Genomic DNA, 24,884 nt, shown 5'->3' with positions numbered 1-24,884 from the left:
TGTCTCAAGCGTTACTCGAGCGGGTTGTCTGTCACGACGAGGTCACCACGATCAGCACTATTGTCGAGATTGCCCGGGGAGACATCGAATTCGAAGACACCCTTCGGAAGTGCGAGCGTCGAACATGCGTTTGGCACGTCGACGACGCCACTCTGGCGCCCCTCGACGGGAACAGTTCCGAGAATATGTAGTGCCTGCTGACCCGTGTAACCGAATTGTTTCAGGTACTCAATTCCCTCTAGACACGCCCGGCGGTAGGCGGTGTGAGAGTCGAGGTACCGCTGTTCGCCGTCTTCAGTCACAGAGTAGCCACTGAACGTGATGTAGTCCTCGAAGTTAGGGCCACGGTGGCCGGGCTCGAAGATGGGATGATCGACGCTATATTTGTCCATTCCATCCTTGACGATGTCGAACTCAACGTCGACGTATCCGGGCATTTCGATGGCACCACAGAACGTGATTTCACCGTCACCCTGCGAGGCGTGGAAGTCTCCAACAGCGAACATTCCGCCTTCGACATACACTGGAAAGTAAATCGTCGAGCCAATCGAGAGGTCTTTGATGTCGTGGTTGCCACCGTTCTCGCGCGGTGGGACAGTCCGAGCTCCCTCTTGTGCGGCCGCTTCGGCTTCTTCCGGATCCATCTCCCCCATCTGAGCACCCTCTTCTGTCGGTGGGTTTGCAACGCCTGGCTCTGCTTCACCGGTTGGGTGGTTCGGGATGGAATCGGGGTCCTCTTCGTGCTTGTCGATGAGCTCCTGTTCGCGCTCATTCCACTCCTCCAAGAGTTCCTTGCTTGGGAGACAGCCTGCGAGTCCAGGATGAATTTTCCCTTCATACCGGACATCTGGTACGTGCCGGGATGAGACGGTATAGCCGTCGATATCCCAGATTGATTTTGCCGCATCCGGAAAGTGGTCGGTGAGGAACCCACCACCATTTTGCTGGGAGAACGTCCCAGTGAATCCGAACTCCGCTCGATCGTTGAGCGGGCCCATGTTGTGGAAGTCGACCTTCAGTAGGTCGCCAGGCTCGGCACCATTCACATGGACAGGACCTGCAAGGTAGTGGACTTGCGTGAGGTCCACATCGCGGATTTCGTTCGGGTCATCGTTGTCTTCGATCTGTCCACCGGTCCAGTCGAGCGCTTCCAGCCGCAGCGTCTCGCCTACGTCTGCCTCAACTGCTGCCGGAATGTCGGGGTGCCAGCGGTTGAACGGGTTTGCGCCCGGCTGTTCGTCCGGTGGACTGTCGACATCAACTTCGAATTTCACTTCTGGCATGTGAATACATATCTTGGGTTAGGAGATGAACAAATAAGTTCTTCCCTATTATCTATGTTCACTTATAATATCTACCTAAATGCATATAAACCACAATTTATTCACGTGTCTTATTTTCACTTGACAATTATAAAACTTATATTGTAGTTGATCTTTAAGGTGGAATTTTGGACAAGCTTGCAGACTGATTTGGTGTCTATCATTACTGTGATCGCGAACGTATTAGGAATTCAGTGCCTCGAGCATCTTGATCCGACCGTGGACCCAGCCTTCCCCTGTCGGCAGATCACGGCTTTACCGGGGTCGAAGTTCCGGAGATCGCCTTTCTCGAACTGATACTCTTCTTTCTCCTCGCTCTCGCTCGGTGTCCGGTCGGATCCTCGAGCGCGCCGAGTTATATCGCGAGTTCCCCGAATCGGCGATCGGGGACTGAGGACCTTCTCGCTGTCTGATTTGTCACTGGTATAACCAAAAACTCTAGTAGGCTCCAGGTATTGGATTAAGATAGTCGATCGTCGCGAGAAGCGCGGCGAAAGCTCCCACCGGCTCAACGCCGAAAAACGGCGGCCCTATTTGCGTTCTAGAGGTTCCGACGGCCGCGCTACGCTCCCTTATCCGCGGTCGTCTTCTATCCCGACGAGCCACCACTTCGCCCGCCTGAACACACTGGCGCTGGCCTTCCGCTCGGTGAGGGACTGCTGGCGCTCGACAGTGCTCACAAGGTCGGTGTGTTCCTCGCGCTGCTCTAGGACAAGGCGCTTCTCACGCCGTAGACGCTCGTTCTCCGTTTCGAGGTCAGTAATCCGTTCCTGAAGGCGCTGAATCTCCACGTCATCATCCGTATTCAGTCCATCATCCAACGTATCACGAATGACATCCGACCGTGTGACACTCTGATCATCGGCCAGCGAATCGAGCTGTTCGACCATGTCCCCGTCTAATTTCACGCTCACCCGCTGCATACGCTCGGCATACACCGTGTTTAGATAGTAGTACGTCAGACGTCTGGCTTACGCCCTTCTACGCCTTGTGCAACAACCGCTTTCCTAAGTACGCTGATGTTGCACAAGGCTATCTATTTGGGTAACTCAGAGATACAATCGATTGAAACCGAGTTGACAGTGCTTGATCTCGAGGTACTGTAGAGTGCTCAGAGACAGTCGGTTGGTGCGAGCGTGCCAGATTCCTGCAATTCTGAATCAAAGGAGACAAGTTCCGCGTCATGACTTTGCGCACAGGCAAGAATTAAACAATCCAAGGGATACAATAGCGTCTCTCGCTGCAATCGGTTGGCATCCATCATATCTGAAGCATCAGGGATCACAACCCGCACGTCGGCAGTGATTTCGTCTTGAATTGCTTCGGCGCGTGGCAACTCAAGACGCTGCTTCTTCGTTAACACGGAGCGCAGCTCCATGAGGTTCATTGTCGACGTGAGAAACTCGTGATCGCTATCTAGTAACTCGACAGCGATAGCTCCTGTTTCAGGTTCGTCGGTAGCCGCTGCAATGAAGATGTTTGTATCGAGAAAGAGCCTCATGGCTGTTCGCGAAGCTCGCGAACTTCCGATACTGAATCGACATCTAGTTCTGACGCCATTCCCTTCAGTCGCTGGCCGAGTGGTAATCGCTCATCAGAATCGGTGTCGGAGCGAGCAAACTCGTTCGCATCGTCAGCGTACACGCCCATATCCCACTAGATGACGGCCAGTTGTAAAACAGTTCGCCAATTACGTCGTTAGAAGTGGTGAACACGTCCTGGGATCGTTGAACGGAGCGAGTGGTCGTCGTCCGAATCGCGAAATTCGATAGTGTCGCCTCATAATACAGCCAGACGCTTTGCCCACCAGTAGGCAGATGGACGGTGATGTCATTCGCCTTGTTCAACGCTCCCCCTTTCACGAAAGGCCAATGTTGCACAAGGGAAGCCACCGACGTCGTGGTACTGGTCGTAGAACGAGTCCTGGACCAGAAGACGGAAAATTATAGGATAAAAATGAATACAATGTAGACATAACGTGGTTCTATGAATCAAAACCGGCTACAGGGATGGTGGACTGAAAATATAACCCGCACCCAACATGCTCTCATACTGGCGGGAGCATTTTTCGCTACATGGATCCTCATATGGACTGTTCTCGGCGAAGACTCATTAGTAAGAGCCACAGGTATAGGAGGGATCTCGGCTCTTGTTTTTGGTGGTATTCACTATATCTTGGATACTCGGTAATCAGAACCAATGCTCTCTGATGTTTACTGCGCCTCACCTCGTAACGATCTGGCTAACAACGAGGCAGTGAAGAGGTAAGGTAAACGAAAAGCGCCGACTACTCCTCGAGCATCTTGATCCGACCGTGGACCCAGCCCTCACCCTGTCGGCAGATCACAGCCTCGCCTGGATCAAAATTCCGGAGGTCACCCTTCGCGAATTGATACTCCTCTTTCTCCTCGCTCTCACTCGGCGTACGGTCGTCGCCTGAGTTCCGCGTGTACTGCTCGAAGGACGTCCCGACAGCCTCACGGAGATAATTCACACTCTCCTCATCGGCCGTCCGAAGCCCAATCACCGTGACCATACCAGACAGCAGTGCATGGGCGCGTTCCTTTCCGTAGGTGTCCTCAAGTTGGGCGATCGACTGGAGCGAGAGGATCGCTTGACAGTTGACGCCGCGCCCGACATTGATCAGCTCGCCGAGGCGCTTGATCGTCGCGTCCAGATGCTCGATCTCGTCCAGGAGGTAGTACGCCGATCGGCCAGGATCGTCCATCCCGTGCATGATGGCCTGATCGATCAGGTACCGGAACACGGGCGCGATCGTGCCGGACTGCCGGGTCGGGTAATCGAGCACTAAGACCCGCCCGTCCGGATCCTGCATGTACTCTCGGACCGAGAAGTCGCCCGATTCGGCGAAGTCGCCCACAAAGAGATCCGTGATTTGCTGTTGAGCGGTAGCGAACACGGAGCCGGCCTGGCGTTCCGTCTCGGGGTTGATCGCACTCGCTGCGGCCGTGAGGTCCTCGTGGCCGTCCCGAGTAAGCTTCTCGTACATTTTCTCCGGCGTGGTGCGTTCCCAGTAGCGCACGAGGTCGGCGTTATCCGGGTCCGTCACCTCCCGCCTAATGTATTTCAGCGTCGCTGCGAACAGTTGGCGAGCAGCACCCGTCCAAAAGTCGTCCCCTTCGTCCGGGAACATTCCACGGGCGAGTTCGTCGGCGTCCTCTTCGGCCTCGATCTCTGCGAAAATATTCCACGCGATTGCGTCCCCGTTCTCGTCGGCTGAACCCCCGGACGAGAGCCGAATTGTGGGTGTTTCGCGGTCGTCGAGGAAGTCTTGATAGTCGGTTTTGTGATCGTAGACGACGACCGGCTCGTTCGGGTCGTTCTGGAGCTGATCGACAAAGTGTTTCAGCGTCTCGGATTTACCGGCCCCGCTCGCCCCGAGCGTAAGCAAGGACCGGCGGGGAATTTGAATGCCTCGAACGAAGCGGTTACTGATGTCTTCGGCGTCACCGGATTTGAGATCGATCGGCAGGACAAAGTGGTCCTCGTCGGGCTCCGGGATGGCCGGGAAGAATTTCCGTTTTACACCGTAGGCCAACCCGGCCGTTCCTACAGTGGCCACTGGCAGGAGGGCTTCGAGCACCATTATCGACCCCTCCCATTCCCGCGAGTGCGAGTGCGAGCGCGTTCCTGTTCTGGTTCCTGCTCATTCTCGCGAGTCCGGTCGCGCCCGTACTCGAGATACGTCTCGTGTGCGTGCTTTCGCTCGCGCTTGATGTCGTCGGGGTACATTTCTAAGTCCTGTTTGTCGTTCGCCGTCATGGCGATATGGACGTCTTTACCGTGCTCTTTGTCGTCGTGAACGGCGTAGACGTAATCAGCAGTCGGTCGGTCCTCGATCATCTCACTCATGTACTCGCGGGTGCCACGGTCGAGCTCTCGGTCGGAGAGATCGTCGTGGTCTCGAGGACTAATGATGATGTGCCGGTTCCGTTTCCCGGCGGCCTTGTCGTTGAACTGCTCGATCTCTTCTTTCGACATGGGGCGGCCGGTCCTGTCGCGGACCGTTTGCTGATCGTGCTGGAGGTAGTTCGTGAGCGCCTCCGTTCCTTCGTCGTCGGCGTAACTCGTCTTGTAGATCGTGTCACGGTCGTCTCCGTGCATGGTTAGAGTAGTTCGTCAATATCGTCGACCTTCCCCGAGTCGTCGCCGTCATCCGTGTCGTTACTACTATCGTCGGTCATGAGGCCGTCGACGGGGTCGTGTTCGGCGAGTGGTTCGCGGAGCCTATTTCGGGACCACTTGAACTGTTCGTCCACCCACGCTTTGGGCGGCTTGTGTTGGCGCATGAGCAGTCGGAAGTTCACCAGGGGGTAGTTCCCGGCTCTGGCGTGGAGGTCGCGAAGTGCATCGGTCGTTTCCTCAACGTCTTCAACTGAGTCGTCGATCCGGTCGATGGCTCGCTGGGTAATCTCTTCGAGGCGCTGTTCGACGTTGAGGTCCTCGGCGAGTTGGTCTTCAGCATCGAGCTGGCGCTGGCGTCTGATAAGCTGGAGACAGTAGGCACTCAATGATTTGTCCTGTTCTTCGGCTTCGCGTTTGAGCGCGTTTTGTTCGGATTCCGAGACGTAGAACGTGACCCGTTTTGTCCGTCCACTGTCATTGTTGTCGGTCATAGCTTGTCCTCGGTGGGGTATGCTGGCGGGGCGGAGCTGCGCTGTTTGGTGGGTGATTTGAGAGTAAGGCAGGTTAAAGACCTGATGTGGCCAAGGCCACATACCGCTGCCGTCTGCTGATTTCGTCTACTGTGGTACACAGTAGCCCTACTGTGGTCAGTATTCTAGTATTTTACCCATTGAGTGCGATAAAAACGTGGGCATACCCGGCCGGTCTGAGAACGTGGGCATACCGGACGTATCTTCTTATCCGATATTTTTGATTCGTCTCACCTTGTGCAACACACTCTTTTTTCTCACAAGGACGATTGTTGCACAAGGAAGGAACCCAGAGACTGATTTGACTGACTTGGTTTCACGTCAAACTTCGGCAACCTTACTGATACATAGAACGTGCGAATGTAACGCCCGGGAGTTTGTCCGCAACTGGATACATTCACAGGTTGTACTGAATAGAGTGCGTATCTCATAGCAACGCACACCACTGCCGAATTGGTCGGTCTGGAGAGTGCAACGAACAATCAAATGACCACGAAACTCGGTACCATCCTTCATTACAATTTTATTATAATTGAGATGGAATAGCACGCTATAATGTCTAATGACCCGTACGGTCGTGCTATACGCGATCACTACCTCGGGAAACAGGATAAGCCCCTCATTGATCGAGATGGGAGCGAGACTCAAGAACACTCCATAGAACAGTGGTATTTCGGAGAACATAGCGAAGGCGCTTGGCGGGATGCGTGGATGAAGGGTCCATTGCTCGATATGGGTGCTGGTGCAGGGAGGGATACCCTCTATTATCAAGAACAATTTGAGTCAATCGCTATTGAGGTGAGTGAACACCTTGTGGAAGTGATGCGCGACCGAGGAGTACGCGATGTTCGATTGGCCAATATGTTCACACTCCGCAGTCACTTCGACCGTGACCGATTCCGGTCGGCGCATGCTGTCGGGACACAGGTTGGGCTGGCCGGGTCAATGGCAGGCGTTCGCCAATTTCTTGACGATCTCGCGTTCGTGACCACTCCCAATGCAACAGCAATTCTTGATAACTATGCTCCAGAGAACGAGTCCACAGAAGAAGTGTTCGCCTTCCGTAACGACCCCATGCCCGGACTTGCGTACCGCGTCTACCATATGGAATATCAGGGCGAAGTAGGAGAAACCCTGTTGTTCCGCTTATTCAGCATAAATCAGCTTCGACAGGCGACAATCGGGACACCGTGGGAAGTAGCCGAGGTGAACTATAGCGATGTGCAATGGAGGGCAATACTGGAAAAGTCATAGCGTTCGTTCAATTGATCCTCTGTATCTCTCGATCCTCCACGTATAATCAACAGGTGTAAACTAACCTCTGATACGTGCCACGCTCACTACTGGAACCCTCACTCGTGAGCAAGTAACGCCGTATTCTCGCCTCCCGTTGGTCGGCTCCGAGACGGGGGTTCCTCACTCGCTCGGGACAGTAGTGCCACCGTAAGCACGAGATGGCCGCCTGATGGTGGGATTACTCTGGACTAGTTTGATTCGATTTCTCCTGTTCCAAAATCTCCCCAACCAAAAATAATGCCAACGCCGACGAGAACAGCGCTAACTCCGCTAATAAGAATAATAGCTGGTAACAGTGAGAATCCAGTCTCCACAAGTTGACGTAGAGATTGACCAATGAAAATGATTCCAAAAATCAGCGGTGCGATAGCAATTCCTTTCTTCTGTTCCATATTAACTATTTTCACTCTTTATTGATTAACCTTTGTACAGTAAATATTCAACTATTAGAGCCCGAGAGATAATATATTTACATCCTATCACTTTGGATACTCTGGGTACTTCATCTATTCTGACCGGGAAATGAAACTAGAACTAGCCGCTACATCAAGGATTAAATGAATCGCAAATTAATAGATATGTATGCCTGCTGATGGTTTCCCAACTTCATGGCGTGATCCGGATTATATCGCAGCAATTGTTGGGGTGATTGCCACAGGTGCCCTGTTCTTTTATAGTGCGTTAGTAGAATCAGCCCCCTCCACAGAAACGATTGGGTTTGTTCTCTTTTGGGTTCTCATTCCTATAGCAATTTCATATGAAATTGCCCGTCGATGGCTTTAATCCTCACTTCATGGCTTAGTCGTGCATTGAGTCAGCGAGTATTTCTAAAACGTGTTAAATAACAACAAAATAAAAATGTCTGATTCAATCTCTCAGCGTCGATGGTGGTTCATTGTTATCGCAGCGTGTATAGCAGGGTCGATACAGGTCTATCGGGTACTTATTGGGGAAGGGGGAACCCTTGGAGTGATTTCGTCTGTTGCGTGGTTACTCGTAATTCTTATTTCTGGCTGGGAACTCTATCAATCCCGTTATTAATTAGAAACGAAGGATATGCTCGCTCTATGTAACAGCTGTTTCATCTATTCTGACCGGGAACTGAAGACGGCACCAACCCCTACATACAGAGTACGAACATTACAGCGCATTCTGTGGAACAAAATCTATATATTCGCATCCTTCTACATTTCTTTCATGAATCAAACCTCCACTGAAGAACATCCGTTACTCGGTGTTGATGGACGGGCGCGAGCCCTACGGTTGTTCTTGATTGCCCTCGTAGGGACTCCATGGATATTCTTTATAGAGCCTGCCCGTCAAATCGTCTCACTGGAGGCGACGATAGCAGCAATTGGTTTGGGCGTGTTTCTCGGAATCATAGCGACTATCGGACTAGCCGACGTTGATTTACGGAACATTAACAATGTGACGGCGACGGTCATCACGCTCGTCTGGATCTGTGTGGCAACTATTGCTGTCTGGCTTATTGTCCCCCGGCAGTATCTTGGGACGATGCTTCAGTTTGTACTCGCATTTACATGGACAATGCCTGTGATGCAACTGCTCTATCACCGCTACCGAGTACCTGCCCCCGGCTAAGTACACATTTACTTCTCGATACATTCGCATCGCTACGTAACAGGTGCCTTATCTCTTCTAGCTGGGAACTGGTGATACAACCAACTGCCAGATACAGGTGCCCACGTATTGATTATGGTTCTATCTGGAGGGATTGCATCCCCATCTGCTCATTAAGATGGAACCCGTTTTTCTCGTAAAACGCGCGTGCAGGGCTTTCCTGCATTGTAAGTAGATAAACCCGTTCGACACTCTCATTTCGTAACTTTTCGACGAGATGCTCCATCAGTGTCGTGCCGATACCGCGTCGTTGTTGGGACGGACAGACACACATCTCCTTTAAATAGAAGCGCTTCCCTCTGTACCATTGCTCGAGATTCCCCATTACCAACCCAACAAGTTCCCCTCTGAAAGAGGCGCTGTACCCTCGATATCCCGGTGTCTCGATGATTTGCGATAGTCGTCTACGAGCTGTTTCGACCGTCCATTCATCGTTCCAGGGCGGTTCGTTGAATACGGTATGATACAATCGGACACCTTCATCCAAATTGTCACGCGAGAAGGAGTCGATGGAGATGGTCACTCTATCCTGTTCAAATCTGGGCCAGATAATTAATCTTCGGAGAAGTGCGCGGTAAGCTCCTCTCCGTAACAGGGTGTCTCGCCCGAGGGCCACGCCGAAGAGTTCCTCGACGACCCCAAGTGATCACTCCTCGAGCAGGTTCGGGAAGTCGGTGATGAGACCGTCGACGCCCGCGTCGGCCAGTTGGCTGGCCGGATACCATGACTGGATGGTGTATACGTGGACGTCCATGTCGCGATCGTGGGCCCAGTCAATCAGATCGACATCGGAGTCATACGGCCCCGGGGCACTGTAGTCGTCGCCGTAAAACGGCGTGCCCTTGACGAGGTTCCACGGCGGGTGCAGCGCCTCGCAGTCGTACGCTTCGGTGATCTCGAGACCCGGCTCGATTGAATCCCAGAACAGGAAGGCGACCGGTACGCTCGGGTCGATCTCGCGAGTGACCGCGAGCGCCGCCTCAGCAAACGAGGAGACGAGGACCTCGTTGTCGACCGCCCCGGCCAGGTCGAGCGCCCGCTCGGCCATCGGTCGCCAGAGGTCCTTCTGGATCTCGAGGTCCGACGCACAGAGCTTCTCCCCCGTCCGGATCTCGGTCGATCCGGGGTTCTTGAACTCGATGTTGATGCCCACTTCGTCGGGAATCGCATCGAGTACCGCCGCAAGCGAGGGCACCGTCTCGCCGCTTTCGAGGACCTCCGCCTCACGGACGACCTCCCAAGGTTGTTCCCAGACATACCCCTCGACGTCGGTAAGCCCCTTCGTACCGCCATCGCGCCCACTCAGCCTGTCGTCGTGAAAGACTACCACCTCCCCGTCGGCGGTGGGGACGATGTCGATTTCAATCATGGCGGCCGTCTCCGAGGCTGCCTCGACCGCTCGGAGCGTGTTCTCGGGGTATCGACCCGCGTAGCCTCGATGAGCAATCATTGCTGGCGGCTCATTCGAACCCTCGTCGTTGGCTGCGTCGGAATTGCTCGCACTGACCGCAGTGCTTCCAAGCGCCGAAACCCCGATCGCTGCTCCTGTACTTTTGATGAACGTTCGCCGATCCACGCCCGTTGATGTTGTGTCCTTCATCGCATGTGGACCGATCCGCCTTCGAACCGTCTAAGTAACTAATAGGGCAATATTAGAATAATTATGGTATAGTTGGATATATAGAGGTCGGAATGAGCGTTGCGAACGCTGGAGACGCACCCGAAGGCGGACGTCGATCGGTGTCGATCCCTCCTCAGTAATTCAGTTCCTCGAGGGTATCGAGGACGCGCCCCGAGCAATCAACTTCCGAGATATCGCCGTTTTCGAGCGCATGCAGCCATTCTTCGTCCATTCGCCAGCTTCCGCGGTGGTGGCAGTTACGGTTGCCTCGATGGTCATCGTCGGGCTTTGGCATAGGCGGGAACACTTTACACTTTGCGACAAAGCCCAACCCGGCCGCACTCCCAACCGCAGCCACTGGTAGGAGGATTTCGACCACCAGTCACCGAACTCCCCCACTTCCGCGATCGCGTCTACGGTCGTGCTGTTGTTCCGTCCCCTCAATGATCCATGGGTTATTCAATGCGGTCCAATTTCTTATTATTTACTTGGGAGCGACGGGTGATAGTCCAATACTGCTCATCTAAGAGTGTATCCTGTGATGGGTTTATTTGATGAGATCCAGAAATTATACTTCACAGCGAGTTCGGTACCGGGCTTACGCACTAAACTCCCATCTCTAGATCGTTCAGACGATACCTAATAGCTAGAAATCAATTAACACTGAGAGTGCTATGCTGGGGTAGAATCGAACCATCGACTAGTCGTTCGTTTGACGAGTAAATTAGAAGCAAGTGAACTCATGAAGTACCACACCATCCACATCTGCATCGGCCCAACTAACCGCGCACTCCAGACAATCTGGTCGATTACCGGAATCACTGGCGCAGCTGTGACAATGGCGCCAGCGGGATTCATCACAAACCACGAGAGCCAAAGAAACACCGGAACTGTGACAAACATCGTCCACACTAGTGGCCGGAATGTATTCTTCATGAGTCCAAGCTGGTCGCGCATCAGGTCCTGCTGACGATCAGTGAGGCGCTCAACAGCAGCGTCATCTCCACGCTGTCTTGCTACACTAAGCCGGTCTTGGACCTGCTGTAACCGCTCTTTTTGTGCGTCCATTTGCTCTTGATCGAGAAGCTGACGACGGATTCCCGTTGAGACCAGTGCAACCACTGTTGCGAGAACAATGACTAACAGCGGAAATGGTAGCAGACCGGCAAGTGGACCGAGAACGAAATCCATCGGCCCGACGATCACTGATTTGATAGCCGGAACCTGATAGCCGGCGACGAGCGTCAGGGCGCCAACGCCAGCAAGTTTATCGACCGGGCGCCACGCCGATTCGTCGGTTCTTGTGCTAGTCTGATCGCTGCCGGCCGGGGCCTCGATATTCGCTTTCTCGAGAGCATCTCGAACGGCTGGTGGATCGTCAATGACAAAGACGCTATCGACAGGGATGAGCGCGCCGGTTTTGAGTAGACGTCCCCACGTTTCCGCTTCGATGACGTCATTCACTGCAGCGTACGTCACGGTTCCATCGCCGTTTTCCGCGTACGTAAGGACTTTTGCTAGCGCCCGGCGACTAGCTTCATCCTCGATGAGTGAGTTGAGAGCGCTATCGTCCATCAATCTGATGTAGTCAGTATAATATAAAAATCTATGTTTGACTCTTTAAGGATGCTGAATGATCATATACAGTCCGGTATTATCTAGTGGGACAAACTCAATCGTAGCACTTGTGTCCGTCCCCAAATCCGTTTTACACAGAGCAATCTGGCCAAACCAATCCAAAATACACCGGTAGTTATATCTAAGTGATTTGTTGAGTAGATCGTATGTCCACAGTTCAGCAATCAAGCGAACGACCAGACTCACGTTCACCAGATAGTTGGACTGGTCGTCTTCGCGCTATTATAGTTGGAGTTCTTTTGGTGGTTGGTGGGACGGTTTTGGGCGGTATCCTCGCAGTTCCAGCGCTTCTCCTCGGGGGAACAAGCATCGTCGCGTTAACCGCGCTATTCATCCTCTCAGAAGCAGGCTACGCTATCACCGGCTGGATCTACGCCCGCCGATGGCTCAGTGAAACGATATCAATCAAAATACCAACCAAGTACCAGGCTGTCTGGATTGTAGCGAGTGCACTCGGTATGCTTGCCATCCCTCTCATAATCGAGATTGTAAGCTCCACAACAGGGATTCAATACGGACGCGTTGATCAACAGCTGCTCACGGGGAGCCCGGAGATGGTTCTCGTCTTGGTAGTTCTCTCGGTGGTTCTCATCGGGCCCGCTGAAGAGTATCTCTTTCGGGGCGTCATTCAGGGCAGACTCTCACAAAGCATGGGAGCATCCGCTGCAATCGTTATTGCTTCCCTCCTGTTTGTTCTTCCACATGCAATCGGATACACTGGCGGAGTCGGAGCTATCGTCTTGTTGAGTATTGCGCCGTTTTCACTCGGTTTAGTAATGGGTGCCCTTTATGAATGGTTCAACAATCTGTCTCTGCCGATACTGGCTCATGGGCTCTACAATGCAACACTGTTTCTCACAACCTACTTTACGGCCTTTTGATTTGGTCGATCTATTCAAATTCGTTGAAATGTGGGAATAGGGAAGTGATCGTGATACAGCCCGCTGGGTGGAAGGCTTCCCAGAAACGTCGCGGTACATTCGGTCACTCTCCAACTGGTTCGATATTGGGCTCAAACAAGGCCTCGATCGGACACTCAAAGTAGGCCGCAAGTTTGAACGCCAACTCTAATGACGGATTGTACCGATCTCGTTCGATCGCATTTATCGTCTGTCGCGAAACGCCAACGGCTGTCGCGAGTTCCCCTTGACTCAACCCTTCGCGTTCACGGTAGGCAGTAATATTGGTTTTCATGACCACTCCACGCTCATCTGTATTGTCGGGTCACACGCCAATGAACGGCTCCAAAGATGAAGATCAACAGAAGGTATCCCCAGATCGCACCCCGGATAGCGGCGGGGGCAGTATAGACACCAGTCGTGCTAAGCACGACATCTGCTGGAAGACCGATTATCGCCACGACTGCGACGAACGCAAACATTGTTTGACTCGCTTCCCGCTCCATCCGCTGTTCAAGTTCATCTCTGACCGAAACTGGTGAGTACCAGTATCCAATGCCCATCCCGAGACACCCAAGCCAGTAAAGCCCCAAGCCGGCAAAAAGCACCAGCGGTTCGTCGGTAAGTATCCAGGCTGCAGTCGCAATAAAGAAGCTTGCGACGCCAGCTCCGACCGATTTATTGATCCAGTCCCTGTACTGCTCGCGCTTTTCGACTCGTTGTTTTGCGGTGAGTTCTTCGCTCATTGTGATCGCGGGGTGTATAACACCCTTTACAGTAAAGTATACTTTACATTTATATAAACGTGATGCTCTACCATATGCTCTGACCGGATGCGATACTAGTTTCGATAAATCCGGGTAAATGCCCCCGATCACTAACTCACCCAGATCTATCGGTCCTCCAAATACGAACTGATTTCTGATACGCGCCACAGCTAACTCCTGAAACCCTCACTCACGAGCAAGAAACGCCGTATTCTCACCTCCCTTCAGTCAGCTCCGAGACGGGGATTCCTCGCTCGCTCGGGACAGTCGTTATACCGACGCACGAGAAGACCACTTGCTGTTTGGGAAGTAGAGGTGGAGGATGAGCAAGGTATACAACAAAGCAGTATTTCTCACAGAACCAGTAATCCTGCCGTCCAGAGGCCTGCGTGAGCGATAGATGGAACGAGGAGATTACCTGTGCATTCATATGCAAGGCCAAAGATGGCGCCACTCACGAGTGTCTCGACGAAACTGCTCGCAGGCGTCATGCCGGCCGACAGTGCTGCGACGGGGACGTGCATTAACGCAAAACACACGGCAGCGAGTAAGATTCCCGAGAACGGAGAAAAGGTCTCTCGAAGTCGTCCCTGGATGATACCGCGGAACAGCAGTTCTTCTGCGGGTGCAGCGACGCCAAACCAGCCAATGAGGACAACCACCCAGAGGAGGGGTCGGGTCGTGAATCCGTCGACGGCGCTTGATCTGATTGAGGCAGGTGGCCCAATCCCGACGACCGTAAGAAGTGGCTCGAGAATATAGCCACTTCCGGCGGTTAACAGAGGGATGGCGATAATCCAGGCGATACCGCGGGACGACGGGATCCCGAATTGGATCTCGTGACGGCGAGTGGTGCGGACCGCGAGATAAGCGAGTGCGACGCCGACCGGAGTAATTGAACGGCATCTGTTGAGGGAATGCCAGCAGCGTTGATGGCGATCGAAATTCCAAAAACGGCGAGTATTCTCGTGAATACACTCGTAACAGTAAGGGTAAGCCCTTCACCGATTGCGATGAGTTGTTCCCGGAGCGTTGATGTCTTGTCACTGAAACGTGCATCAAGGATGATGGTTACCAATGACATGCGTTACTCGTCAAACCAGAGTTGTAAAAAATAAACGACACAAGAGTAGGAGTAGGGGTAACCCAATGGAATAGCGACGTTCGTGAAGAAGATCTCCTCCGATGAACACTGTCTCTGTCATCGTCTAGTCTTACTTTGTCGGTATCCCAACGGTCGGACTGATACACCTCGGCTCGTATGTGTGAAATATTATCTTTTCACTACTATGGCTACCCGGTAGTGCCAGCTCCTGTTTATTATTGGCGGACTTTTGCTCCTACTACCCTCGATGCAGCCGTCTACTCTTACAGACAGGATAAGACACATTTTTGCCGTGTATGTAGCGCTAATACTCCAGACTGGTCATTTGTAGGAGGTTTCAACGGTGCCGATAGAATGGTTTTGAGGCTTCACTCGACACGGAACGATACTACAATTGATAGCAGTCCAGCAAGTTCGACGGTTAAGACAGCCCCAATCCGGAGAGCGTCAGTGAACTTCGATGGCGGAATGTTAAGAACAACGAAGGAACCGATAGTTAACAATCTGATTCCAACAGCGAGCAATAACATTGCACGGTTGTTGTACCGATGATAGCCACGGTAGGCCTGAGTCGTAATAAACGCCTCAAGAGCGGCTGTCGCACCGTTTGCAAGAGTTATTGCGACCTGCTGAGATACCGTCCCAGCATCGGCGAGAAGCAGCGGTGCGAATAACAGAATCGCCCCTCCAGCTACTCCGATATAGATTGCGCTGTGCTAAATTCCTCCCCTGTATGTAACGGTTGGTGCCACCTTCAGTTTCCAACTAACAGGGATGAAGCAGCTGTTAGGTAGTCCGTGTGGACGAGTAACCTAATTCGGTGGCTCTTAAGGCCATCACCGAGTGCACCGCCTTCACGCTGAACAACTCCCGGGACATCGAGAGGACTCGGATGCTGTCGGCGGATATCACGACGAGCGAGGACTGAGACGGAACGTCGGCCCTGATCATACGAAAACGTCTCGGAGGACTAGTAGACCAACTGCTAGGATACAGCAGAAAGAGCCCAGTCGCAGGGCTGCGGCGATTTTGATTTTGTCACGTGGGACGAATTCCGCTGCGCCGATCAGTAAGAAGATAAGCGGGCCGAGTAATAGTTCGGATAACTCGACTATCGTCCAATCCTGTATAAAAAATCCGGCGAGTGCAACAACGGTAAGGATAGATCCTATAAAAATCCAGAATAGCGGCAATTTACCCCTTTGAGACTCATGAAACAAATTCTCTTTGAGCTCCATATTCTAATACTATAGTGCTATTGTAGTTAGGTGGATGTAAATCCACCTTACCGATTCATAGTGTCGTAGCGCAGTCGACGCACGCCGGTCCGTAGTCGTCACAGCAACTATTGAAAGCACGACTACAGAGCGTCAACAAGCATACAGCACACGGCCCTGGATACCCAGGACAGGCACCGCCACAGCCTACACATGCGCTATATTCGACCATTCCTCGACAATCGAGTTCTAAATCGACTACAGGGAAAGGTTAATATCTCAACCAATTTTCTTGCCGATATGAATGACACCCGCGGGAAGCGCCGTCCACTTCTTCTTGTCTTACTTGGCGTAGGTCTCTGGACGTCAGTTGAGGTTATCACGCGCCGGATCCTTGTATCCCGGATAAGAAAATTCGACGAGGACCTCACCGGAGACATGCTCGTCTCACTTGCAACAATACCTCTACTGGGATGGGTTATCGCCCGAATTGGGAACCAAATGGGATTTGAGCAGGAGTACCGAGGTTACCAATGGACGCCTCGAGCTATCGGCGGTGGGATTATTGCCGGTGTTGCCGGGCTAGCCTCCCTAAGTATAACGACACAAATCGACCGTCTTCTATTTGGAAGTATAGAAAATACCGAAATAGTCACGCAGGATACCTCAACCACCGCTGCTTCCTTACTGGTTGTTGTAAACGGGATTATCGTACCTATCGTTGAGGAATTTGTTTGGCGCGGAATTATTCAGACGGCCTTCGTCGAACGGTTCGGTACGACAACTGGGATCGTTCTCACCAGTCTATCATTCAGTCTTAAACATGCTATCGTCGATCGCTCTCTTAACCGGATTACGATGCTATTTGGGCTGGGTTCGATTTTCGGTCTCGTTCGTCACCGATTAGGAACCTGCGCAAGTACTGCGGCACACATAACAGGAAACCTGCCGGCTAGTCTCATTGCTATCGTAGTCAAGCAACTGGAGTGAGTTGCTCAATAGTACTGTCCACGCAGAAAGCACATATACAGTCATACTTATGAGACGTGCCACAGCTCACGACCGGAACCCTTGCTCGCGAGCAAGTAACGCCGTATTCTTGCCTCCCGTTGGTCGGCTCCGAGACGGGGGTTCCTCGCTCGCTCAGGACAGTAGTGCCACCGCAAGCATGAGATGTCTGCCTTGCCAGACAGGTGAAAGCCACTGTAGTATAAAACAGCATGACGACGATAGAATAGAAAGCTAACCCAGTGAATTTTAGCCTTCCTCTGCTTCGGTCTGCTGGTATTGTGTATCTGGGTAAGTATATCCAAGAAGAAAGACTAGCACATTGATGAAGCCACCAGCGATAATGAGAAGAGCAAGGCTGAAACCTTCTGGATAGTCGAGTGCTACCATTCCACAGATGAGCAGTAGGCTGATAATGATTAGTGTTAGGAAGATGTATGCCCTTTGTCTAGTAGCCATACCCAATGCAAATGCGAGAGTTCCTATAGGGAAGACTGCTCCTACTATCCAGATTCCATCGGTTGTTAGGTTGAGCACTATCCAGAGACTCATTAGGATGCTTGCCCATCCCATGAGCTGACCGAGTTCGATTGATCGGCTGGTGGTCAGCAATGACCGTAGATTGCTAAGGGTCGACATGGTGGTTGGTTTGTTTGATTATCATATGTATTTTTGCTTGTCTACGATGGTACGCACTGGAAACCAGCAATGAGAGCGACAGCAGACCGTATACTCATTGGATTAACACTCAGTCAGTTGCCCAGGTCATGACCGGGACGGGCACTCACATGCTCTTTTGTCAGTCTACCGCAAGCCGAGTCAGCTAGAACAACGTTCGAAAAATCCTGTGGCGCACCGACTATACTGTTTCAGATGACACTTATTGGAAGATTGCCCGTTGCCCTCACGTAGACGATAAGGAATTGAGCCGCATTGAATAACCCATGGATCAGTGAGGGGACAATGAGGTTTTCGCTATACTCGTAGCTCACTCCAAGAATAACACTCAAAAGAAAATAGGTAACGAGCGACGGGATTAGTCCTTCGCCACTGAGTGATCCGACATGAGCGACTGAAAAGATCACACTTGCGATAGTGATACCAATAATAGCTCCAAAACGGAATCGGAGTAACTGCTGAATAACACCACGAAAGAGGAGCTCCTCACCAGGGCCGACAAGTAGAATCGACAATGGAACGAGTATGAGGAGGATTTCAGGACTCTGCATGCCACGTTTAACAAGACCGTGATCAGCTGACTGAATACCAAACGTCGTCTGGACGAGATAAACTCCGACTAGCACAACGAACAACGAGACTACTCCACCGACGATCGCAAGTAAGTCCCGGAAGTCGGGCATCGATAGCATGAGAAAATCGACCCCCTTGTTGTGGGTTAGTAGGTAGAATACTGCGACCGAACCAAAGCCAAGACCTTGGAGTGCAAGAGCACTGATGACGATCCGTAGGCTCGGTTGTTCGAGCACGTTAACCCCGAAGATACTGAGAATACCGGTGCCAACAGAGGTTAGTACTGCGCCGAGAAGGAACCCCCCAATTGCGATGAGGAGGACGGTCACAAGCGTGCTAGCAGAGTTCTGGAGAGTCAGATCCGTTGTACGGGACCTCATTATTGGGTTTGAGAACTACTGTACCTTTTTCTCTGTTGTTTGAGAGCGACATACAATCACATAAGTTCGAAGAAATACAACCGTTCAAGAACGGATCAAATACAGAACTGGAAACAGGAGGTCACTATATATAGAGCGTGTATCCATCGATAGGATGAAAACGCCGATTAGTGACGTGAGAGTTGGATACCGCGAGCGATGGCATAGATGAGAGTACTGGTGAACCCCGTGAGCACGAATAAGAGAGCGAGATGATAGCCCACCTCGAAGAAGAAATTTCCAGGGCGGGCAAGTCCAATGTTCGCGATACCGTAGCGTGCGACCGCAGCGAGTATGCCCCAGAATAGGAAGATTAGGGCGATTCGGCCTCCTTCTTGGAGTATATTTTGGACGCTAATCGGTGCGGGGTCTGATTCAGTAGCCATATATTTTCATTTAATCATTCTACTATAACTATTTTCAAAATATAGCCTCTGTTCCGAGATTTGTCGGCCACGTATTCAATAGATTCCCACTGCTACGTACCAGGTGCTTCATCCATCCTGTCTGGAAATGAATACGGCACTAACCGCTACATACAGAGCGTATATTGATTAGAAACAACACCACGGTTATAGTAACTGAAATGTGAACTATGAGCAATACGAAACGGTTCTACCTATGGACTTACCTGGACGCCGATTTCATCTTGGATGGTTGCTTGGTTCTATACTTCTCATTTTGGTGGCTCTAATTGAGGGTAACACACTCATTGCAGCCGGATGGGGAGTCGTTGCAGTACTCTACTTCGGTGCGTGGTGGAGTAGAACTCACTCTCAGCCAGGGGACGACTCACTGAGATAGGTTACAAACATAAACCCCGCTACGATTGACAAGAGGCCTCATCTTGCCCTATAAGCAATTCTTCCCCTGATTGCAGGCTGGAATCGGCTCAGATCACTGCGTTAGACTCGCAGTCCTACGTACCAGGTGCTTCATCCATTCCAGTTGGGAAATGAAGATGGACCCAACCACTACATACAGACCCTGCATGTATCGGGTCTCGTACTCTGATTATTTGCCTGATAGGGGCTGTAACACACAAAATTCTTTAATATAATTTCTGAAATATAGAGAAATAGCCACAGTATGTCATGGTCACTCAGCACGAAACCGAGTCGATGGGAAATTGCGCTAGCGGTATCAATTGGCGCGGAAGCACTCTTCAATCTCGCGGCTGACGACAAAATTTCATGGTTGTGGTTCATTGGTGGCTCCGCGGCATTCGGGCTAGCAACTGGTCCCGGCGCAGCCTCAGATAGTGGACAACGAATCGGAACATGGTTCAAAAGCATTGGAGTAGCAGGCCGTTTAACCACGATCATCGCGTTCGCAGCAGTGATAGGGACAATAACGGTGATATTCGCATTTGTCCGTACACCGCTCTACAGCTTCGCAACCGGTGGGCTCCTTACTCTCGCTGCTTTGATTTTTCTCAAACTCCTCGTGTCGTTCTTCGATACCACAGCTCAGAGTCAGTAGCCTAGTGGACTTGGTTAATTAATTCCTGGTTTCTCTACCACCCTACTCACAATTTCAATTTCAATTTCCGTGACCAGTACGATATCTTTGACCTAGTCTGCTGTTAGCGTGGATGATTCCGTTCTTGTTTCACTCATTTCATGCCTCATTTGAATTCCAATCAGCATACTTGCCCACCCAACCCCGAGAATGAGAAACGAGAGGGCGATCGCAAGATCTTCTGGATATGGGAGCTCTGTATGAGCCCCGAGAAATGCCCCTCCCACGACAAGAAACACGTGGAGCACGCTCCACCAGGGGTTTGAATTTTGTATCTCATCCTTGCGACGAACGAGAAGATAACCGATGGTTGAGAACGACGCCCAAATAAATACTGAGAGAAGTGGATCCCAAAATCCGCCGGTATAGAGAATGGCCACCGGACAAAACCCAAGGATCGAACCAGCCAAGAGAGCTTTAGTGTGTCTCATATTTTCGCTTGAATTCCCGCTCACAAAATTCTTTATGCGATTTGATATCTCTTCATTATAGAATTGCAGTGCCGAATACTGTAATTCCGACACAATATATTCGGACTGCTACGTAACAGGTGCTTCATCCATTCTATCCAGGAATTGAAAACAGCACCTCGCTACATACAGAGGATAGATCTCTCGGACGAGAAACTAACTATATGATAGCCACAGCAGCCCCAACGACGAAGCTGACCAATGCAATCCCAAGAAGCATCGTCGTCAAACGGCCGGATGTCTCTTCAGATTCAGTGTCGAATCCTCCCCACTGCAAGAGAATCCCAGCTCCTACGAGTATCGCGCTGAACCCGCCGGTGAAACTAATGCCCGCCCACAACGAGAGGCCTGTGTCGAGGATCTGGCCAAACGATTGACTCGCAAGAAAAATCCCTGTCACCAGTGGTGCGATACCGATTGTCTTCTTTGAGGGCATATGTACATCTTTGGTCCCCTTCTTTATTAATCTTAAACGACTGATGAATACGTAGTCCTACGTAACAGGCGTTTTATCCAGTCGAGCCGAGAAATGAAGACGGACCTAACCGCCCTATACAGGCAATCTGTCTAATATTTATCGGAGAAATATTACGACGCGTTCGGGCTGGCCTGCCATCGTGAGACAACACTATCTGCCACCCAACCACCGACACGACCGGATCCTCGTCCGAACAATGGGGCGACGCATATGACTACCCCACTGGCGAAGACGAAGAAGACGACTCTGGACAGCGACCATGCCGCCGGCGTGCCTACTGATACGATGAACGTGAGCAATTCAAGGACGCCAGCAAGAAAACCAGCACGGAGTCCGGCAGCATCCGGATCTGTTGAGCAGATCGTGGCAATGGCCCCAGCGATGAATGCCCCGACTATCATGATACCACCACCGGGGGTCGCCTCTGAGTTCGGCAGCCAGTTTAGAACGACAGTGACAGGTAGCGAGGCTAAAGCACCAATGAGCGCGAATCGCCATGCTGTAGGGAGAATGCGAATAGGGGGAGGCAAGACCATATTCGATTCAATGTGTCTCCTAAGAAGACATATAGATTTCGCAGAGCTAGACGATGATGGTTCTAATAACTACGCACGAACCATTTACCAGCCGTTTCGTGTGAGGTCGTCGGAAAGATACTGGAGTGCCGATCGGTAGTAGATACAGTCTGCGGACGAAGAGAATGACGATGATACTGAGGAGTAGTGTGTAGTAGCCGTTACCAGTAGTGACGAGGGCGCTCGGAGGTTGTAGTGTTTTGATTAGGAGATTCTTGTTGGTTCTCCGGTTTCCGAACTCTTGAAGGAGGTACAATAGAGCTTTGTACGAAATATTTTTTGCTTGTAAAAAGTAGTTTCTAGTATGACTTGGTTCAATCCTCGCTCAAAGTGGGAAGTAGCAGCAGGGATATTTGCCGTAGTCTGGGCTATTCACACCTTGTATATTCATTGGTTCTTAGATCCGAATCTCCAAGATATACAGATCGTCCTGTGGATTAGTTTAGTGACTGCAGTTTGCCTAGGTATTCTTATCATCTCTTTTGGTGTTATTACTGGAAGAGTATATCAGAATACTCAACGATATCTGCGAATCGGTCAAGTGCTTGGGGGAAGCGCGCTTATTATGATCGTTATTGTCTTTTCAATGGGGTTCATCACGTCTGGATGATTCATTCAGGAAAAGGTCTACAGAGCGAATCAGTGTTCTTCTTTGCAGGTAGCTCCGACCAGAATTCCGTGTTCAGTATGCAGTCCTACGTAATAGGTACTTCATCTATCCTGACTAGGAAATGAAGATGGCACCAATCACTGCGTACATGTGATAAATCCGGAACAGTAACCATCGCCGTAGATAATGAATACAAGCATGAACGTTGAACCTACCACGTTATCTTGTTTCGGGGCATGGGGGCAGATTGGTATACTTGCTCTCGCAGCCGTTTTCTGGTTTTTCGGACTGGTGAACGGCATTCTTGCGGCGTGTGTTGGATACTTTATTGTCACGATGGTGGGAATTGTCGGGATAGCCAGAACGGAGTCAGCTATTACTGGACCCATCGTGTATCCCTTCATGGTCCCAGGCTTCGTCCCACTCTATTACTTTGCTACTCAGTATACTCAGTAAGATATCCTATTGACCATGCTTAATCGGGTGTATCAGTGGCTATATTCAGTCTGTTGTTGGGCTTTCGAAATGAATAGTAGAAATGCGATCACTCCGATAAACAAAATAACAAATGGAAGCGTTGTAGTGCCTTGTTGCCCGTAGTACTGTGCGAGCGCCACTGCGCTCACAGATAAACCGAACAGGCCAATAGCATAGCCGAATCTGTCTACTCGATTATCAAACTGAATATCACTACTAAAGAGAGAAATATCAAATGAGAAGTAGAAGTAGCTCGCTCCACTGTAAATCGCCGCTATCCCCGCCGCAACGAACCAGTCAGGGACGAGAAACCAGTATACGCCGAGACCCACTAGTAGACCACAGATGACGGCTACCAGGAGATTTCTGTTTCTATTCATATTTGTAGATTCCTAAGTAAATGTAAAACGTTGATGGTTCGTTAGATTTGCACTGCTACGTACCAGGCGCTTCATCCATTCTGACCGGGAAATGAAGACAGCACAACCACTACATACAGATGAAGTAGAGATCACTGATATTCGATTTCGTGGACAGTCACCTTCTCGAACTTACGGGTGTTAATAGTGCTTGAGTTTTCAGACACTGTTCCGGAGTCAGGTGTGAATTCGTCTGGATAAATCAGTTTCTGTTTTTTATTTGATTTCAGCATTATAATTCACTTCAGCAACTGCGTGGGTCACGTCCTCTCCGTCAAAGACAAATGTGATACCAACACGTGGGAGACTGGCTTGATCTGTACTATCAGTAATGGCTATCACCTGATGCCCATCCTCCCGCTCAAATGCCTGTGTATGGTTCTTTGGAATTTTCTCTCCCAACCTTTTCGAGAGAAACTCAACGAGATGCGTATAGTATGTGGTCTGTCTGGCTCTCTGAACAAGTGTTCTACCGTCTCGTTGTCCAGTTCCGTGATTTGAGGGTTGTCGTCCATCATATTCGCAATAGACGACCATCCACTAATACTGGGGGGACTGGAGTTCTCCCGCTTGTACAATAGCTGTTTATTACTCAGTTCGCACACCTACTGAGCGGTTGTTTCACTCCAAACCAGATGGTGAGAACCCGCCTCGATGTGGTGACTACCTTCGGTAAGTACAGGTGAAGCACAGATCACCCCGTACCACAGACATGCACACTGAATCCAAATGATAATATGGCCGAACCCCAATATGTTATTTGAGATGGATAGAGAGAACGTTAAGAGAGCATCCCTGTATTTTGTTGTTGGGATTTCAATAACGCTTCTCATTACTCAGGTCATATCAGATGTCCCGCTTCGACAGTCTATTATAAGTGGGGTAGGAATTGGGTTCGGTTTGGCTATCTCGGCTTTCTTTGTCTGGCGTTAATGATAAGTAAGCACGTGTAGTTGCCGTTCAGTACCGGTTATTAGTTGACTCTACAACAGTCTTCACTGTCAGAATAGCGATAGGCTAGTCAGAAACAAGAGCGTAATCAGAACTGCGAGAGCTGTCACTACATAGGTAAATAGGCCATACTCTTCAGGTATCTTCTCTTCTTCTTCCGAATACAGTCTATACACTCCCAAAAACAAGATACAGAGACCGGCACCGGCGTTCCCGATGGTAGCCACTGTCAGGTCAGGGCTGTATATCCCCACCTGCATTACCACTAACAGCACACCACTATAAATGAAACAGAGGGTGACGAATCGAGACGAATGCATAGGAAATTATTATTTTAATGGTGTCATATATTCTTTGGTCAATAAGCAGTCCTACGTACCAGGTGCTTCATCCATTCTAGCCGGGAAATGAAGACGGCACTCAGCGCTACATACAGGGAATACACGTACCGGTATCGGTCTTGATCTCTCCGTATCTTGGTAGAGCGGCGTGCAAGATACAGAGTATCTATTACAGCTGTATC

At 50.9% G+C, this 24,884-nt stretch carries 27 protein-coding genes; 6 read left to right on the top strand and 21 right to left on the bottom strand.

Going from position 1 to position 24,884, the window contains the following annotated elements:
- Positions 1 to 11 precede the first annotated feature (11 nt).
- The 6 genes from fmdA to EAO80_RS03725 all read right to left on the bottom strand — a co-directional run bounded on the left by fmdA (position 12) and on the right by EAO80_RS03725 (position 5,959).
- The gene (gene fmdA, locus EAO80_RS03755) at positions 12 to 1,283 is read right to left on the bottom strand and encodes a formamidase (RefSeq protein ID WP_122088602.1); all 1,272 of its coding nucleotides are present in this window, start codon (positions 1,281 to 1,283) and stop codon (positions 12 to 14) included.
- A 611-nt stretch (positions 1,284 to 1,894) separates the two neighbouring features.
- A complete protein-coding gene (locus EAO80_RS03745; RefSeq protein ID WP_122088601.1) occupies positions 1,895 to 2,245 on the bottom strand; it encodes a ribbon-helix-helix protein, CopG family in 351 nt (116 codons plus the stop codon).
- Between the two features lie 188 nt (positions 2,246 to 2,433).
- Positions 2,434 to 2,823: a type II toxin-antitoxin system VapC family toxin gene (locus EAO80_RS03740; protein ID WP_122088600.1), complete on the bottom strand. Its 390-nt coding sequence runs from the start codon at positions 2,821 to 2,823 to the stop codon at positions 2,434 to 2,436.
- Between the two features lie 786 nt (positions 2,824 to 3,609).
- Positions 3,610 to 4,929, bottom strand: coding sequence for a type IV secretory system conjugative DNA transfer family protein (locus EAO80_RS03735; RefSeq protein ID WP_245998427.1), 1,320 nt, complete (start codon positions 4,927 to 4,929; stop codon positions 3,610 to 3,612).
- Positions 4,929 to 5,447 (bottom strand): relaxase/mobilization nuclease domain-containing protein, encoded by a 519-nt coding sequence (locus EAO80_RS03730; protein ID WP_122088599.1) that lies wholly within the window; start codon positions 5,445 to 5,447, stop codon positions 4,929 to 4,931. Before EAO80_RS03730 ends, EAO80_RS03735 begins: the two co-directional genes overlap by 1 nt.
- A 2-nt stretch (positions 5,448 to 5,449) precedes the next feature.
- A complete protein-coding gene (locus EAO80_RS03725) occupies positions 5,450 to 5,959 on the bottom strand; it encodes a hypothetical protein (RefSeq protein WP_122088598.1) in 510 nt (169 codons plus the stop codon).
- A gap of 594 nt (positions 5,960 to 6,553) precedes the next feature.
- Here EAO80_RS03725 and EAO80_RS03720 point away from each other — a divergent pair.
- Positions 6,554 to 7,252, top strand: a complete 699-nt coding sequence (locus EAO80_RS03720) for a class I SAM-dependent methyltransferase (protein ID WP_211330627.1) — start codon at positions 6,554 to 6,556, stop codon at positions 7,250 to 7,252.
- Positions 7,253 to 7,482: 230 nt separating this feature from the next.
- Here the strand turns inward: EAO80_RS03720 and EAO80_RS19420 are convergent, their stop codons facing one another.
- Entirely contained in the window at positions 7,483 to 7,686 is a 204-nt protein-coding gene (locus EAO80_RS19420) for a hypothetical protein (protein WP_162993856.1), read from the bottom strand.
- Positions 7,687 to 7,876: 190 nt separating this feature from the next.
- Here EAO80_RS19420 and EAO80_RS03715 point away from each other — a divergent pair, with 190 nt between their 5' ends.
- On the top strand, positions 7,877 to 8,077 hold the full coding sequence (locus EAO80_RS03715; RefSeq protein ID WP_122088596.1) for a hypothetical protein: 201 nt from the start codon (positions 7,877 to 7,879) through the stop codon (positions 8,075 to 8,077).
- A gap of 414 nt (positions 8,078 to 8,491) precedes the next feature.
- A complete protein-coding gene (locus tag EAO80_RS03710) occupies positions 8,492 to 8,896 on the top strand; it encodes a hypothetical protein (RefSeq protein ID WP_162993855.1) in 405 nt (134 codons plus the stop codon).
- Between the two features lie 112 nt (positions 8,897 to 9,008).
- Here EAO80_RS03710 and EAO80_RS03705 read toward each other — a convergent pair whose 3' ends face one another.
- The 3 genes from EAO80_RS03705 to EAO80_RS03695 form a co-directional block, all read right to left on the bottom strand.
- Positions 9,009 to 9,458: a GNAT family N-acetyltransferase gene (locus tag EAO80_RS03705; RefSeq protein ID WP_122088642.1), complete on the bottom strand. Its 450-nt coding sequence runs from the start codon at positions 9,456 to 9,458 to the stop codon at positions 9,009 to 9,011.
- Positions 9,459 to 9,581: 123 nt separating this feature from the next.
- On the bottom strand, positions 9,582 to 10,535 hold the full coding sequence (locus EAO80_RS03700; protein ID WP_122088594.1) for a glycerophosphodiester phosphodiesterase: 954 nt from the start codon (positions 10,533 to 10,535) through the stop codon (positions 9,582 to 9,584).
- Positions 10,536 to 11,228: 693 nt separating this feature from the next.
- Complete coding sequence (locus tag EAO80_RS03695; RefSeq protein ID WP_122088593.1) at positions 11,229 to 12,131, bottom strand: DUF106 domain-containing protein; 903 nt, start codon at positions 12,129 to 12,131, stop codon at positions 11,229 to 11,231.
- 305 nt (positions 12,132 to 12,436) lie between these two features.
- Here EAO80_RS03695 and EAO80_RS03690 point away from each other — a divergent pair, with 305 nt between their 5' ends.
- Positions 12,437 to 13,075: a CPBP family intramembrane glutamic endopeptidase gene (locus EAO80_RS03690; RefSeq protein WP_245998426.1), complete on the top strand. Its 639-nt coding sequence runs from the start codon at positions 12,437 to 12,439 to the stop codon at positions 13,073 to 13,075.
- Positions 13,076 to 13,178: 103 nt separating this feature from the next.
- Here EAO80_RS03690 and EAO80_RS03685 read toward each other — a convergent pair whose 3' ends face one another.
- The 4 genes from EAO80_RS03685 to EAO80_RS20995 form a co-directional block, all read right to left on the bottom strand.
- Entirely contained in the window at positions 13,179 to 13,388 is a 210-nt protein-coding gene (locus tag EAO80_RS03685) for a helix-turn-helix transcriptional regulator (protein WP_122088591.1), read from the bottom strand.
- A 13-nt stretch (positions 13,389 to 13,401) separates the two neighbouring features.
- A complete protein-coding gene (locus tag EAO80_RS03680) occupies positions 13,402 to 13,839 on the bottom strand; it encodes a hypothetical protein (protein ID WP_122088590.1) in 438 nt (145 codons plus the stop codon).
- Between the two features lie 374 nt (positions 13,840 to 14,213).
- Positions 14,214 to 14,522 (bottom strand): CPBP family intramembrane glutamic endopeptidase, encoded by a 309-nt coding sequence (locus EAO80_RS20725; protein ID WP_162993854.1) that lies wholly within the window; start codon positions 14,520 to 14,522, stop codon positions 14,214 to 14,216.
- A gap of 811 nt (positions 14,523 to 15,333) precedes the next feature.
- Positions 15,334 to 15,585, bottom strand: a complete 252-nt coding sequence (locus EAO80_RS20995; protein ID WP_449404314.1) for a DUF7521 family protein — start codon at positions 15,583 to 15,585, stop codon at positions 15,334 to 15,336.
- Between the two features lie 897 nt (positions 15,586 to 16,482).
- Here EAO80_RS20995 and EAO80_RS03665 point away from each other — a divergent pair.
- A complete protein-coding gene (locus tag EAO80_RS03665; protein WP_162993853.1) occupies positions 16,483 to 17,172 on the top strand; it encodes a CPBP family intramembrane glutamic endopeptidase in 690 nt (229 codons plus the stop codon).
- A 267-nt stretch (positions 17,173 to 17,439) separates the two neighbouring features.
- On the opposite strand, the gene EAO80_RS03660 is transcribed toward EAO80_RS03665, so the two are convergent.
- The 5 genes from EAO80_RS03660 to EAO80_RS03640 form a co-directional block, all read right to left on the bottom strand.
- Positions 17,440 to 17,802 carry a hypothetical protein gene (locus tag EAO80_RS03660; protein ID WP_211330626.1) on the bottom strand — a complete coding sequence of 121 codons (363 nt, stop codon included), beginning with the start codon at positions 17,800 to 17,802 and terminating at the stop codon, positions 17,440 to 17,442.
- Between the two features lie 257 nt (positions 17,803 to 18,059).
- Positions 18,060 to 18,770 carry a CPBP family intramembrane glutamic endopeptidase gene (locus EAO80_RS03655; protein ID WP_245998425.1) on the bottom strand — a complete coding sequence of 237 codons (711 nt, stop codon included), beginning with the start codon at positions 18,768 to 18,770 and terminating at the stop codon, positions 18,060 to 18,062.
- Positions 18,771 to 20,434: 1,664 nt separating this feature from the next.
- The gene (locus EAO80_RS19410) at positions 20,435 to 20,812 is read right to left on the bottom strand and encodes a hypothetical protein (protein ID WP_162993852.1); all 378 of its coding nucleotides are present in this window, start codon (positions 20,810 to 20,812) and stop codon (positions 20,435 to 20,437) included.
- A 199-nt stretch (positions 20,813 to 21,011) separates the two neighbouring features.
- On the bottom strand, positions 21,012 to 21,287 hold the full coding sequence (locus EAO80_RS03645) for a hypothetical protein (protein WP_162993851.1): 276 nt from the start codon (positions 21,285 to 21,287) through the stop codon (positions 21,012 to 21,014).
- A 152-nt stretch (positions 21,288 to 21,439) separates the two neighbouring features.
- A complete protein-coding gene (locus EAO80_RS03640; RefSeq protein WP_122088582.1) occupies positions 21,440 to 21,865 on the bottom strand; it encodes a DUF5518 domain-containing protein in 426 nt (141 codons plus the stop codon).
- Positions 21,866 to 22,208: 343 nt separating this feature from the next.
- Between EAO80_RS03640 and EAO80_RS19405 the strand changes: the two genes are divergently transcribed.
- Complete coding sequence (locus EAO80_RS19405; RefSeq protein ID WP_162993850.1) at positions 22,209 to 22,514, top strand: hypothetical protein; 306 nt, start codon at positions 22,209 to 22,211, stop codon at positions 22,512 to 22,514.
- Positions 22,515 to 22,651: 137 nt separating this feature from the next.
- Here EAO80_RS19405 and EAO80_RS19970 read toward each other — a convergent pair whose 3' ends face one another.
- Both EAO80_RS19970 and EAO80_RS03630 read right to left on the bottom strand, forming a co-directional pair.
- Positions 22,652 to 22,918 (bottom strand): hypothetical protein, encoded by a 267-nt coding sequence (locus EAO80_RS19970; protein WP_211330625.1) that lies wholly within the window; start codon positions 22,916 to 22,918, stop codon positions 22,652 to 22,654.
- A gap of 84 nt (positions 22,919 to 23,002) precedes the next feature.
- Positions 23,003 to 23,371 carry a hypothetical protein gene (locus EAO80_RS03630; RefSeq protein WP_122088580.1) on the bottom strand — a complete coding sequence of 123 codons (369 nt, stop codon included), beginning with the start codon at positions 23,369 to 23,371 and terminating at the stop codon, positions 23,003 to 23,005.
- Positions 23,372 to 24,884: the final 1,513 nt, after the last annotated feature.

It is taken from the genome of Halalkalicoccus subterraneus, from assembly GCF_003697815.1.
Classification (GTDB): domain Archaea; phylum Halobacteriota; class Halobacteria; order Halobacteriales; family Halalkalicoccaceae; genus Halalkalicoccus; species Halalkalicoccus subterraneus.
Note: the sequence above shows the minus strand (reverse complement) of the source record. Positions and strands in the feature narration are given on the sequence as shown.

Excerpts from the sequence above, each read along its gene's own strand:
- EAO80_RS19405 (WP_162993850.1), top strand. The coding sequence starts at position 22,209 with ATGACTTGGTTCAATCCTCGCTCAAAGTGGGAAGTAGCAGCAGGGATA.
- EAO80_RS03735 (WP_245998427.1), bottom strand. The coding sequence starts at position 4,929 with ATGGTGCTCGAAGCCCTCCTGCCAGTGGCCACTGTAGGAACGGCCGGG.
- EAO80_RS03740 (WP_122088600.1), bottom strand. The coding sequence starts at position 2,823 with ATGAGGCTCTTTCTCGATACAAACATCTTCATTGCAGCGGCTACCGAC.
- EAO80_RS03720 (WP_211330627.1), top strand. The coding sequence starts at position 6,554 with ATGTCTAATGACCCGTACGGTCGTGCTATACGCGATCACTACCTCGGG.
- EAO80_RS03700 (WP_122088594.1), bottom strand. The coding sequence starts at position 10,535 with ATGAAGGACACAACATCAACGGGCGTGGATCGGCGAACGTTCATCAAA.
- EAO80_RS03745 (WP_122088601.1), bottom strand. The coding sequence starts at position 2,245 with ATGCAGCGGGTGAGCGTGAAATTAGACGGGGACATGGTCGAACAGCTC.
- EAO80_RS19410 (WP_162993852.1), bottom strand. The coding sequence starts at position 20,812 with ATGAGACACACTAAAGCTCTCTTGGCTGGTTCGATCCTTGGGTTTTGT.
- EAO80_RS03665 (WP_162993853.1), top strand. The coding sequence starts at position 16,483 with ATGAATGACACCCGCGGGAAGCGCCGTCCACTTCTTCTTGTCTTACTT.
- EAO80_RS19420 (WP_162993856.1), bottom strand. The coding sequence starts at position 7,686 with ATGGAACAGAAGAAAGGAATTGCTATCGCACCGCTGATTTTTGGAATC.
- EAO80_RS03725 (WP_122088598.1), bottom strand. The coding sequence starts at position 5,959 with ATGACCGACAACAATGACAGTGGACGGACAAAACGGGTCACGTTCTAC.
- EAO80_RS03730 (WP_122088599.1), bottom strand. The coding sequence starts at position 5,447 with ATGCACGGAGACGACCGTGACACGATCTACAAGACGAGTTACGCCGAC.
- EAO80_RS19970 (WP_211330625.1), bottom strand. The coding sequence starts at position 22,918 with ATGAAGGGATACACGATGGGTCCAGTAATAGCTGACTCCGTTCTGGCT.
- EAO80_RS03685 (WP_122088591.1), bottom strand. The coding sequence starts at position 13,388 with ATGAAAACCAATATTACTGCCTACCGTGAACGCGAAGGGTTGAGTCAA.
- EAO80_RS03680 (WP_122088590.1), bottom strand. The coding sequence starts at position 13,839 with ATGAGCGAAGAACTCACCGCAAAACAACGAGTCGAAAAGCGCGAGCAG.
- EAO80_RS03640 (WP_122088582.1), bottom strand. The coding sequence starts at position 21,865 with ATGGTCTTGCCTCCCCCTATTCGCATTCTCCCTACAGCATGGCGATTC.
- fmdA (WP_122088602.1), bottom strand. The coding sequence starts at position 1,283 with ATGCCAGAAGTGAAATTCGAAGTTGATGTCGACAGTCCACCGGACGAA.
- EAO80_RS03630 (WP_122088580.1), bottom strand. The coding sequence starts at position 23,371 with ATGAATAGAAACAGAAATCTCCTGGTAGCCGTCATCTGTGGTCTACTA.
- EAO80_RS03695 (WP_122088593.1), bottom strand. The coding sequence starts at position 12,131 with ATGGACGATAGCGCTCTCAACTCACTCATCGAGGATGAAGCTAGTCGC.
- EAO80_RS03715 (WP_122088596.1), top strand. The coding sequence starts at position 7,877 with ATGCCTGCTGATGGTTTCCCAACTTCATGGCGTGATCCGGATTATATC.
- EAO80_RS03645 (WP_162993851.1), bottom strand. The coding sequence starts at position 21,287 with ATGCCCTCAAAGAAGACAATCGGTATCGCACCACTGGTGACAGGGATT.
- EAO80_RS03710 (WP_162993855.1), top strand. The coding sequence starts at position 8,492 with ATGAATCAAACCTCCACTGAAGAACATCCGTTACTCGGTGTTGATGGA.